The sequence below is a fragment of the Butyrivibrio sp. NC2007 genome (assembly GCF_000421405.1).
Lineage (GTDB): Bacteria > Bacillota > Clostridia > Lachnospirales > Lachnospiraceae > Butyrivibrio.
The window spans coordinates 156272-168484 of sequence record NZ_ATWY01000004.1; the positions used below are offsets into that span (position 1 = coordinate 156272).

General features: G+C 37.9%; 12 protein-coding genes. 1 reads left to right on the plus strand and 11 read right to left on the minus strand.

Annotated features, from left to right (window positions below; translation table 11 throughout):
- Positions 1-97 precede the first annotated feature (97 nt).
- The gene (locus G632_RS0104745) at positions 98-1453 is read left to right on the plus strand and encodes a CotH kinase family protein (protein WP_022767884.1); all 1356 of its coding nucleotides are present in this window, start codon (positions 98-100) and stop codon (positions 1451-1453) included.
- A gap of 14 nt (positions 1454-1467) precedes the next feature.
- Here the strand turns inward: G632_RS0104745 and G632_RS0104750 are convergent, their stop codons facing one another.
- Genes G632_RS0104750 through G632_RS0104800 form a run of 11 tightly spaced genes read right to left on the minus strand, consistent with a single transcriptional unit; the run spans position 1468 to position 12203 of the window.
- Complete coding sequence (locus G632_RS0104750) at positions 1468-2145, minus strand: DUF4956 domain-containing protein (protein WP_022767885.1); 678 nt, start codon at positions 2143-2145, stop codon at positions 1468-1470.
- Complete coding sequence (locus G632_RS0104755; protein WP_022767886.1) at positions 2142-2840, minus strand: polyphosphate polymerase domain-containing protein; 699 nt, start codon at positions 2838-2840, stop codon at positions 2142-2144. The genes G632_RS0104750 and G632_RS0104755 overlap by 4 nt, the downstream gene beginning before the upstream one ends.
- Positions 2841-2850: 10 nt before the next feature.
- Positions 2851-4080 carry an ABC transporter ATP-binding protein gene (locus G632_RS0104760; RefSeq protein ID WP_022767887.1) on the minus strand — a complete coding sequence of 410 codons (1230 nt, stop codon included), beginning with the start codon at positions 4078-4080 and terminating at the stop codon, positions 2851-2853.
- The gene (locus G632_RS18825; protein WP_022767888.1) at positions 4070-5008 is read right to left on the minus strand and encodes a glycosyltransferase family 2 protein; all 939 of its coding nucleotides are present in this window, start codon (positions 5006-5008) and stop codon (positions 4070-4072) included. The genes G632_RS0104760 and G632_RS18825 overlap by 11 nt, the downstream gene beginning before the upstream one ends.
- A 13-nt stretch (positions 5009-5021) precedes the next feature.
- Positions 5022-5864 carry an ABC transporter permease gene (locus tag G632_RS0104770; protein WP_022767889.1) on the minus strand — a complete coding sequence of 281 codons (843 nt, stop codon included), beginning with the start codon at positions 5862-5864 and terminating at the stop codon, positions 5022-5024.
- Position 5865: 1 nt separating this feature from the next.
- On the minus strand, positions 5866-7011 hold the full coding sequence (locus G632_RS0104775; protein ID WP_022767890.1) for a glycosyltransferase: 1146 nt from the start codon (positions 7009-7011) through the stop codon (positions 5866-5868).
- A 23-nt stretch (positions 7012-7034) separates the two neighbouring features.
- Positions 7035-7274, minus strand: a complete 240-nt coding sequence (locus G632_RS0104780) for an acyl carrier protein (RefSeq protein ID WP_022767891.1) — start codon at positions 7272-7274, stop codon at positions 7035-7037.
- Positions 7275-7295: 21 nt separating this feature from the next.
- Positions 7296-8696: a class I adenylate-forming enzyme family protein gene (locus G632_RS0104785; protein WP_022767892.1), complete on the minus strand. Its 1401-nt coding sequence runs from the start codon at positions 8694-8696 to the stop codon at positions 7296-7298.
- Positions 8697-8711: 15 nt separating this feature from the next.
- Complete coding sequence (locus tag G632_RS0104790; protein ID WP_022767893.1) at positions 8712-9812, minus strand: acyltransferase family protein; 1101 nt, start codon at positions 9810-9812, stop codon at positions 8712-8714.
- A complete protein-coding gene (locus G632_RS0104795; RefSeq protein ID WP_022767894.1) occupies positions 9805-11121 on the minus strand; it encodes a hypothetical protein in 1317 nt (438 codons plus the stop codon). Before G632_RS0104795 ends, G632_RS0104790 begins: the two co-directional genes overlap by 8 nt.
- A 29-nt stretch (positions 11122-11150) precedes the next feature.
- On the minus strand, positions 11151-12203 hold the full coding sequence (locus G632_RS0104800) for a glycosyltransferase family 2 protein (protein ID WP_022767895.1): 1053 nt from the start codon (positions 12201-12203) through the stop codon (positions 11151-11153).
- Positions 12204-12213 lie beyond the last annotated feature (10 nt).

Sequence of the window (12213 nt, forward strand, 5' to 3'; positions counted from 1 at the left end):
TGCCAAGCCTGAAAAAGATGTTTTCTTGAATTCTCGCTGAAACTATATTATTATGTCATAAATCACTTCAAAAAATGTCAAGAATTGGATCATAGAAATGGAAAAAGTAAAATTCAAAAAAATCATTCGTACCATATTGATTGTTGTCCTCTCATTATTAACTTTGTCAGGTGCAGCAGTCTTTCTTGTTTATAAAGGTTATGGTGAGTTCTCAATCCCTAGGTGGGCGCGGCTTAAAAGCAGCTCCTCGATACCGGTTGAAGACTACCATTCAACTCTAAACTACACAGAACCTAAGAACAGCAAAATTCCAAGAATTGATATTCTTATGGACGATGATTATAGTCTGAGTAAAACAAATTACACAGAATGCTCTGTCCAAATATCTAATGCAGCAGAGTACAATCTGGACCCTTCAGACGCCAAGATAAGAATACGCGGCAATTCAACTCAGTATGCTGACAAAAAGCCATACAAGATCAAGTTCAATGAAAAAACATCCCTTTTCGGCGGCGGTGATGAAAAGAGCTGGGTTTTACTTGCGAATGCAAACGATATCACCGGATTACACAATTATATTGCCATGGAAATCTACCGCCAAATATCTGCTAAGGATACCTTCGTTCCTATGGTTCAGATAGTCAATCTGTATATCAACAATGAGTATCAGGGTGTCTATAATTTGTGCGATCAGATTGAAACCGGCAAAACGCGCGTCCCCATCAGCGGTAAAGTTAAGTCTACTCCTGAAGAAACAGATTTCTTGTTTGAAAATGACGCTTATGCATACTATGATAAGAGTTCTGACCAAGAAGGTTTGGCCTGGTTTTGGTTTGACAGATCTATATCCCCATTTGAGATCAAGAGCCCCGACCCGGATGACGATGGGTACACAAGGGAATATACCGCCTACGCCCAAAAACGCTTAGGTGAAATATATGACATAATACTATCTAAGGACTGGGATGCCATACAACAGGCTGTTGATGTAGATTCCTTCATAAATGGATATCTCGTTTCATTAATAACCAATAATGGAGATGTTGCTTACAAGAGCTTATATTACTATCTTCCTTCTGGTGGCAAATTGACATATGGGCCAGTTTGGGATATGGATCTTACTTTTGGAGCAGGTTCCAATTCATCTGAAGTCATTGTTTATATTAACACATTATGGCTGAAGCTTACTGAGGTCCCTGAGTTTAATCAACGCTTTAAAGAAAGATACATGGAAATTTATCCTGGACTAGGGGAATTTATTGAAACAAAGATAGACGAAGCAGTTGATTATTCTGGAAGCGATCTTGAAAATGAATTCAATATTCGTGCATCGTGGGGCCGAATAGGCGAAGATGAGTATCAGGCTGCGCAGACCTATGATGAGTCCATCAGCTATATGAAAACTTGGACATATAAAAGGCTTGATTATCTAAAGTCACTGTATAACGGATAACCTTTTACAAAATGTCAGAAGGTAGTTTCTCCATCATGCGCCAGCGCAGATACCCCTTTAACACCTTCAATGGAAGACAATTTCTTTAGTAGTTCTGAGACGTCCTTAGACGTTATTTCAATAGTCAGATCAAGCGAAGAAGAATAGATATTTCTTGCCTTAACCGTATAATGCTTAGAATATTCGCTTACTACATCCAATATGCTTTTTTCTAGCTCCAGCGTGTCAGCATTCACTACAAGAATAATAGGCGCTTTGCCTGCAGGAAAATGATCTAGTAACATCACTATAATCGTAAGTGCAACCGCCAGAACTACTGCATACTCTGCAAATCCTGCTCCACAGATTATACCAGTACTAATTGACCAGAACAGAAACATCAGATCCAATGGATTTTTTATTGCCGTTCTGAATCTCACGATGGATAGCGCACCGACCATACCAAGAGAAACCACAATGCTTGACTGGATTGTGATTATTATTGCTGCTACAATCAGTGCTACTCCCACAAGACTTATGTTAAATTCTCTGGAATAAAAAGTCTTTCTACACATACGCTTGTACACTGCAAAAATATAAGCTGCGATCAATGCGGTAAAAAGAATTGTGAAAATGACCACTTCAAGGTTTATGTCCTTTGCGGAATAACCTTCTAAAAATGATTTTTTAATTATGTCTCTAATACTAATCATAAGCCAACTTTCCTGCACAAATAATATTTTGAAAAAGCAGTCTGTACCAAGTTATCCAGCTGCAATGCTGAATGAAGATAATCCGGCAGATACTCATCAAACTTTACTTCTAACAAAAGCTTACCTGCAGGCATAACCGGCCTCTTCATGTAATCTCCGCTCAGAAAATTTTCGATTCTGTTTGATGACGAAAGATACCTGTCAAATGTCACTCTTACATTACCCAGACTATATATGTAGGGTATTCTTTCATATTCAACAATCACTTTTGGCACAAGCATCTTGCTACGCTGCTGCTCGCCAAACTTTATCAGCAAGGGGTCTATATCGTTTTCATATTTTAGCAATTGACCATTTATAATATCCTCAACCTGCTCCTTTGAGATTCTCGCAGATCTTTTTAGAGTTTTACCCCTCTCTTTTCTTTTACACTCCAGCCTTATTCTACTCGTATCATGGTTATATATTCTGATTCTGAGTTTTTCCCTGGGATCCGTACCATTCTCATTTTCAGTCAGGCATGAATCGTAATAATCGTCAAAGTACAGACTGGTGATCAGATACACCCCTGATGGGCCTACGTGCTTATCAAGAGGCATTAGCTTTTCTATTCTCTTTCTCAAAATAGCAGCCTCTGAATCCGATATAAAGTACTTGTATTCATGCCTGTACTTATTACTCTTATTTTTCATCATAATAAACTCATCAGAGCTTTACGCTCCCCCATGAACTAGCTCGCCATTTAATCTCACCTGGTACATGCTCTCTTGCTATTGTCACATCAAGGCCACGGACACAATCAAGATCCACACCATCATCATAAGGGTCTAGCACAAACACTGTATAATATGTCTGGTATGTTCCATTTTGGATTTTGGACAGGTCAACAGACACACAGAACTCCCCCTCAGAACCATCAGGTCCATCAATAACATTATTAAATACCTGCGTTGCAAAAGGATGGTCTGAATCAGACGTAAACTCAATCCGTATTCCGGCATTATGAACGTCAGCATTGTTCTTATATCTGAACAATATATTCATTTTGTCATCTTTAAACACGTTATCATTTTTGTCCGAAAACTCTGCCCAACTCAGCCTGACATCATCTCTTCCGAGCCAACCGGGTCTTATATATCTGGCGAAGTCAGCCGTTGTCTCAGTTTTCACGTTGACACCATTATACATTTTTACCGCATCATCCACCGAACCATCGAAGACCAGCCTGCCATGATTAAGAACAATGCATCTGTCGCACAGATTATGCACTGTTTCCATGTTGTGGCTAACATAAAGAATTGTCCTTCCTTCAGTCCTTGCTATCTCCTTCATCTTGTCCAGACACTTGTGCTGAAACTTGATGTCTCCAACCGCCAGAACCTCATCCATTATCATAATGTCTGAATCCAGGTGGGCAGCAACAGAAAAAGCCAATTTTACATACATTCCGGAGGAATATCTCTTAACAGGAGTGTCTATGAACTCCTGGCATTCGGAAAATTCAATGATCGAATCCAGCTTGGCATCAATCTCCTGCCTTCTCATTCCCAAGATTGATCCATTTAGGTAAATATTCTCCTTTCCTGTAAGCTCGGGGTGAAAGCCTGTTCCAACCTCCAGCATACTTGATACCTTGCCATCTATAAATATCCGTCCTCTGGTTGGGATAGTTATTCTGGATATAAGCTTAAGAAGTGTGGATTTTCCCGCTCCGTTTGAACCAATAATACCGATGCACTCTCCCCTTCTTATCTCCAACGACACATCATCCAGGGCCGTAAATACACTGTTATGAACAAGATCATCGGACGAAACACCTTTCTTCAGATTCCTCCTCCGCCTGATGGCATCCTTCAGAGTCTCACCCGTAACAGTTCCCAGAATATAGTCCTTACCAACATTTTCAATTTTCAGAACAACATCATTATCGTTCAATTCGCTTTATCCCTCTAATATCAATATCCGCCCAATTTTTACCGTAACGGGTATTTTCTCTAATCCATTGCAATTGTTCTTCAATCATCTCATCGCTATAGCCTTTCATCTTATATATTATGTGATAGACTATAAGCGTTTCAAAGAAGCGATTATAATTCTCTGCCAGCGGTTCATTGAAGACAATACATTTCTCATAAATATACTCAGTCAAACTGTAAAGTCTGCCAAGCATCGTATTCCTGTCAGCATTTTGTATTAAAGATCCAGGGGTAAGACGATAGTAATACAACATATCGCATATTCTATACAACGAATGTACATGAAGCATATACTCCAACGTAAAACAAAGATCTTCTGCAAAAACCTGTCGGGTATCGATAAACCTTATTTTATACTCATCAATTATTCTTTTTCTATAACACTTGAAGCATGCTTCCCATCCTGCTGTATACGTAGCTATATTATTAATAATATACTCACTTATATCAACTGCTTGTTTTAGCCTAATATGCTCATTCTCCACAGCATAAACAAGCTTTCCAAATAGGTTTCCCTCTCTGTCAATACGCATTGCATTAAAAGAATATAAATCTGCCAAAGTCTCCTGTTGTGCATCCTCAAGTTTTTCAAGTAGTTGCACAGATACATAGTCATCACTGTCAACAAAGACAATCCACTCACCCTTGGCAACTTCAAGCCCTGCATTTCTAGCAGAGGAGAGTCCACCATTGTTTTTATGGATTACCTGGCATTTTCCTTCGAAATTTTTTTTAAACTCATCACATATCTCACCTGAATGGTCTGTACTTCCATCATCGACGAGGATAACTTCATAATCCTTAAAGGTTTGCTCTGCAACCGCCTTAAGGCACTCTCGAATATATAACTCAACATTATAAACAGGAATTATAAAACTATATTTCATATTATATATGGCCTCAGATAATATCAATGAAGTCTTTCTCAGTCTGATTATATTGCACCAGTGAAATCATAACTATTACCAGCGTGAACAATGTACTGTAAATAAGAGGGATTACGTGAATCTCCCCATTCCCCACTATACAGTAACGAAATGCTTCAACTAAAGATGATATTGGATTAATGTAAACCACGTCCTGTATCAGTTTAGGAAGCTGGCTAGTGGAATAGATTACAGGCGACACATACATCATAATTGTTGTAAGAAGACCTACAATGTGAGAAAAATCCCTGTACTTAATAGTATTGCATGATACTATAAGCCCCATTGCAGTACCAAGCGCTGCCATTATCAGTCCTAAGGGAATAAGAAATACTATTCTAGGACCTATCATATTGGCTTCACCGTTAAGAAAGAAAAATAGCCATACCAATAATGTGACAATCAGCTTAATTCCTACGCGAATCATATTAAAAAACACATTGGCAATCGGCATTATAAGCCTTGGGAAGTAAACCTTTCCAAAAAGATAACTGTTGTCCAAAAGAACTGTCGTGTTGCTACCAAAGCAGCTGGCAAAGAAATCCCAAGCTACACTTCCTGTCATATAAAAAAGAAAATATGGCGTACCGTCAGAGGAAAAGCCACCAACATATCCAAAAATAAATGAAAATAACCCGGAATTAATAATAAGGCTGAAAATCAACCAGAGAGGTCCTAGAATCGTTTGCTTGTACTGAACCTCATAATTTCTTTTTACCAATGTCCAGACCAGTTCCCTGTACTTAATTATCTCGCCGAAAGGTATCCGTAAAAGGGGAACCTTTGGCTCAATCACTGTGGTCCACTTCTTGCTCATTTTACTCCTCGATCAGCTGTTCAATTTCTCTGATACGCTCCTGATAAGTTATAATGCTCTTTCGCTCCATGATCTTCTTTTTGTAATGTTCATGAAGACTTGGTTCATCAAGAACCCTCTTCATAGCCCTATAAATACCTATTATACTTATAGGCATTACTATGCCATATTCACTATCACCCAAAAGTTCCCTGACGCCGGAACAGTCTGTCAGGAGCATGGGCACATCGAGTACAGCCGCCTCCTGGCTCACCAGAGAATAGCCTTCGTAAATCGATGATGAAATAAACCAGTCAGCACAGGCAATATACTTGTATGAGTTGTTTCTGGCTCCAATAAATTTAATGCATTTAGGCTTGATTTTTTCCAGAAGAGCCTGAATCCTGTCATACTCCACCGGCCACTCTTCCTTACCGCCAACTACGATTATTTCAAAGTTGTACCCCTCATCTTCAAGCGCCTTGGCCACTTCAATTAGCATAGTGTAGCCTTTCTGCTCATTTATCCTGCCCACACTGACAAACCTTACCGGCTGTTCTTCTTTGGGAAGATCCAGAGAGTCAATATCAACTACCGGCTCCTTGGATTTCTTTATCACATTCTCAACATTGATGGGGTTGTACTTTACTATAAGATTTCCCGGATCACCAATTACATCGCAGATTCCCTTTTTAATGTCCTGTGAGACGCAGACAACATTTTTAAACTGCTTCATAGCCTCCAGTTCAGCCATAGCATCCCCAAAAACACTTGCAGTATAGTAATGATTGTTGTAATCTGTATGATTCCAGGCATACTTAAGGGGAACATTATACGAAAGAGCACTTTTTGCCATCCCCCCCTCCTTCATACACAGCAAAACATCAAAGTTTTGTTTTTCGATTCGCCAATTCAGGGTACTCTCATACAATCTGCGGTTGATGTAGCTATAGACATGAACAAAGAAATTGGATTTATACTCTTTGGGTACCTGCTGCGAGATGTATTTGATATCCTCGGGATATTGGTCATAGAAGTTCTCGTAATGTTTATACGTAAGAACTGTAATGTCATATTTCTCGTGCCAAGCCATTACTAAGTCATACATCAACTTTTCTACCCCGCCTCCAAAGGCAAGGTCATTCATGATAAGTAGTTTCTTTTTCATTTTCGTGCCCATATTACAGGTTATTATTGTATCTTTCTATCAATCAGCTCAACTAGCTCTCCAACAGTTTCTACATCCATCAATTCATTTGCAGAAATAGTAATGTTATATGCTCTCTGTATCTCTGCCAGAATTGTCATAGCTTCAACAGAAGAAAGATCAAGATCATCCATTATTGACGAATCAAGCTGTATCTCGCTCACATCAATGTCACTTATATCCATTATTATTTCTTTTATCTTGTTTAATATCTCTCCGTTCATTTATAATCTCCTCTTATATAATTACCTTTTTATTTTACCATTTGCTGTTTTTTCAAATTCTGATTCCTGGAACTCTACTTTATTGATTCTTTTAAATATAGGCAGTGAACTGTTTAGTTCTGTGATAAATGCTCTAATTTCCTCCTGATGCTCAACATTGGCAAATATTCCCGCATATATCCTGTCGTTTTTTGCAAAGACCTTGCATTCCTTAATATACTTATTCTCGTATAGCTTCTTTTCTATCTCCTCAGGACTGACGTTTTCTCCACCAGAAAGAATGATCAAATTCTTTTTGCGGCCTGTGATAAATACATATCCTTCTTCGTCAATATAAGCCAGATCTCCTGTATGAACCATTCCATCTATAAGGCATTCCGCTGTGGCTGCTTCATTCTTATAATATCCCTTCATGTTGTATTTGGTTTCTATGCACATCTCGCCATCAACAATTCTTACATTCACATATGGCAAAGGTTTCCCGATTGATCCCGGATGGGCTAATGCATCTCTATTCACTGTTCCGGCAGCTGCTGTCTCAGTCATACCGTATCCATCAAGAACCGTTATTCCTAATTTAACTAATCTATCTGCAAGGATTTCGCTAAGCGTTGCTCCTCCTGATATAATATATTTAAGATTCCCAAATATATCGTCCCTTCCCCTTTTTATAGCTGCCTCAAGCATTTTAATAAACCCTGGTGTAGCTATCACAATATTGGGATTGAATATTGTTAATTCATGCAACATGTCACCAAAATTTTGTGTTGCATGCATAAGCCATCCAGTGTAGACAGCTCCAATCCAATAATAAATACCCATGATATGGTATAAGGGTATTGTTAAATACATAGAAGTGACATTCTCAAGCAGTTCGGGAATATCATCAGTATTTGTCTGTACCAGATTTTTAATGTTTTCAAATGGTATAACAACACCTTTTGCCTTTCCAGTAGTCCCTGAAGTATATACAATCATGTAATTATCATCTGAAAACTCATCCATTGCATTATCATATTCAAACCGCTCTTTTCGAGAACAAGTAACTATTTCAGACACACTAACCGTAAATGTGGCATGATACTTTTTATATGCATCTGACACTATCAAAATCTCTATATCAGCGTTATCAATAATATACTCAATATTATCAGGCGATTCAAACTGGTTTATCGGTACCACAACAGCTTTGCCAAGATTAGCCGCAGCCAATAACACCATAGAATCATATGCTCTATTAGAAAGAACTCCTATATGCTTCCCGCGTATATCCGAAAACATTCTGTTAAGATTGTTAAACGCCTCATATATATCAGCAGCATAGTCATTATAAGTCAATTCACATATTTGATTATCATTATCCAGATATCTGTAAAAAAGTTTTTCCTTTCCTTGCGCAATAGTTTCAAAAAATTTAAACATAGCAGATTTCCTTTCTTAACTTGCTTTTTTTATGTTCTTAGCTTTTAAAAATATAAAACAAATAATACTATCAATACCAAATCTTAACATCGAAAAAATCCAGTAAGCCGCAACAGTATCCGGGACTTTTTCCGATACTACATACCACGGAAACCCCATCATCTCAATAGTGTGTATACAGAAAAGGTATAATGATGATCGTCCAATGTACCTTATAAAACCGGATATCAAACCATTAAACCTATTTAACCAAAGAAAACAATAAATTGAAAAGATGGAAAATAAACCCGTTTCAATAATGGTTATCGGCCCCAAACCGTAAAAATTATCAGCCATTTCTATATATTGCCCAAACATATTCATCGCCACTGTTGGCACAAATACAAGTAGCAAGTATAACAATTTCTGCACGGCAGAATGGTCACTTAAGAAAACTTTTTTCTTTTTGATATACATTCCCAAGTATAAGTAAAAAACAGAAACCAGGCCGGAACTGATGCACCAAGGACAAAGTTTTAAAAAGCTAAGTCCCCATCCCACTGTAGCAACACATATGACCGTAGGAGCTATAAATGATTCTTTAACAAAGTTGACGATTATTGCGAAAATACTCCATCCAAAAAACAAAGCAAGAAGAAACCAGACCGGGCCACATGAGAATATAGTATAATTGCCAAATTCAACCGTCTTGGAAAGCCCCAGCAAAAATCCAAGTCCAAGTTTTAATGTCTCTTTTGCTGCTCCCGGAAAGTATCTAAAAAACAAATAATGCATACAAAAATGAAATACAATGGTAATAACAGCGGTCACGAAATAGGGAATCAGCAGCGACTTTGCCTGTTGTACAATAGTCTTTTTAACATCTCTTTTTCTAAATCCATATCCGGAAACAACAAAAAGGGCCGGCATCATGGAAAAGCCAATCGAAACATATAAACTTAATGGCAAAATTAGTAGAATTGGTAATGTATTAAAATAAGTCTGTACCGCAAAATCACCAAATACACTTGGAAAAAGAGATGTTGTGTGCATCGCAACAACAAAAAACATTCCTATTCCTTTGATCAGGTCAAACATTCCTATCGTATTTTTTATCACATATTTTTCTTTATTCATCAAAATGTTCCAACTCTTCTAAATCCAATTTGTCAAAGAAGCGTACACCTCTATCTAAATATTTTGTCTCAGGTATAATGCTTACAAGCTCATTGTAAATGCTTCTAACTAACTCATCACCTTCAAACATCTGAGTTATTATTAAGTGTAAAACACCGGCATTCTCACTGGCTACTATCATGACCGGCACTGTTTTTACCACTGTGTTGCCCCTTACTGCCTCAATATATTTGTCAATTTCATCTGAGTAGTGAACTTTCCCCATATAAGACAATGCATAAGTATAAGGGCTTCTGGTTTTATTACGCTTTTCTATCCATTGTAATCCCGAAATAATCTGTTCAATTGAATATGGCTGGGAATCCATCTGCAAGTATTCATCCAACATGGTTTTCAATCGTCCACAGATATTTTCTGGTTGGATTTGGTTTTTGAGGATTTTTCGTAATAATGCAGCGCGATCTTCAGGCGCCAGTTTATCCATCATGGGGCCGTAGGGAAGTGCTGCAGTTGTTGTACCATTGCTCATGGTTTTAATTCCAAATATACGTCGCATATCGACAGGAGTATGACCCACAATGATCTTTTCACCAACTTCAAAATTACTTCTTATAGCGTTTCCAATCATTGATTCCAAAAGCGGAACGACTGAGCTGTTATAGCTCTTAGCCAGACTAAGAAGTGGTGCTATAGGCAGATCTATTTCAAAGTAGCGCCATTTACGATCGCTTTCCTTAAATAATTCTATCGGAAAATGAAATACCTCTTCCGCATGATCTTCTACAACAAAATCCCCTTTTGAATCGGAATCTGCGTTGCTCTTAAGCACACTCTCGGTCATTAAAACACATTCACCCACATCCGATAGGTAAGTCTTATCAACCTGAACACCTTTTGTTTCAGAAAGGTAGTACATCATTATAGTTTTTAAAAAAACATGAATAGATGTACCATCAGTCATCGCATGAAATTCATGATATACCAAAGATTTTTTATTAAAAGAAAGGTAAAAAAGATATCCATAAGTATCTGCTGTTCCAAACCTGCGCAACTTGTTATCTTCAGCAAAAACAGGCACCTTTTCAATATTGTCTTCAATAAATGCTTTGACTCTTCCTTTTGATACTACAAAGTGGCTTCTGAATACAGGAAGGTCTTTCATTGCAGATAAAACAGCTTGTCTAAGCTTTTCCTCCTCAATCTCTTCCTTTAGTTCAATTCCCCATTCCACAGTACATGACTGATTGCCGGAGCTAAACCAGAAATATACCTGATCATCCACACCTAATTCTCTATCTTTTCTTTCCATTTTACCTTATCTCCAATTATCCTTTATTTTTATCCTTTGAACCACTGATAGAACCCTCTAAAGAAATAAAACATATAGAAATCTGTAGTCTTTAGGCACAGGTATCTCAGTGTGCTAATCTTGTGAGCCTTATGAACCTCACTGAGCATATTCCTAAATTCTTTGCTTCCCAGTTCCTGACGAAGCGTATGTTGCATTTTAAAGCGCTTGTCGGTCTTATTAAGCGCTTCATACATGGAAGTCATTCTGCTTACCCAGTCAGTAATAAATATCCCCTTTACGACGAGAATGCTGTCGGCTGTAGCTCCCAACTGACGACTTTCCCACTCAACAAAGCGTCTATAAACCGCTTTGGTATCTTCCATATCTCCCTTATGATATGAAATTGAAAGATTGTCATCAGTTCTTTTGACGTAATGGTAGAGCGGTCTGTTAATCATTCCGATACTACCGGGGCAATTGTCAAGATAGTCCAGATTAAACTTTAGATCCTCTCCAATCTTAATCTCTTCATCAAAAATAATCACTTTATCCTTGATTGTTTTTAAGCTGTAACACTTATTTGTCACAAAATTAAACAGCTTGAGATATGCCATCATAGCAGCTGAACTTCGGAGCATGATATAGTTCTCGCCTTCAGCATAACCCAGTCCCGACTCTAAAATACTGACCTTGTCATCTATATTTTTATTAAATCTGTTATCAAAAAACATCCCGCATGCTACAAAAGAAATATCTTTACCAACCCAGCTGTCATACGCCACGACATAGCTCTCTATAAGATCTGGCTCCGGATAATCATCTGCATCCCAAAATACGATATAATCGCCTTTTGCTTCTTTAATACCGCGATTTCTGGCTGCTGATGGCCCGGAATTATCCTGTCGTATCACTTGTATCCTGCTATCCTTTTTTGAAAATGAATCCGCTCTTACAAATGTTCCATCATCAGAGCCGTCATCAATCACAATTATCTCAATATTTCTATAAGTCTGGAAAATTGCAGCCCTTAGACATTCCTCTATTGAATTCTCTGCATTATACGCCGGTATTACTACCGAAACTAAATTGTATTTTTTCATAACACACTTA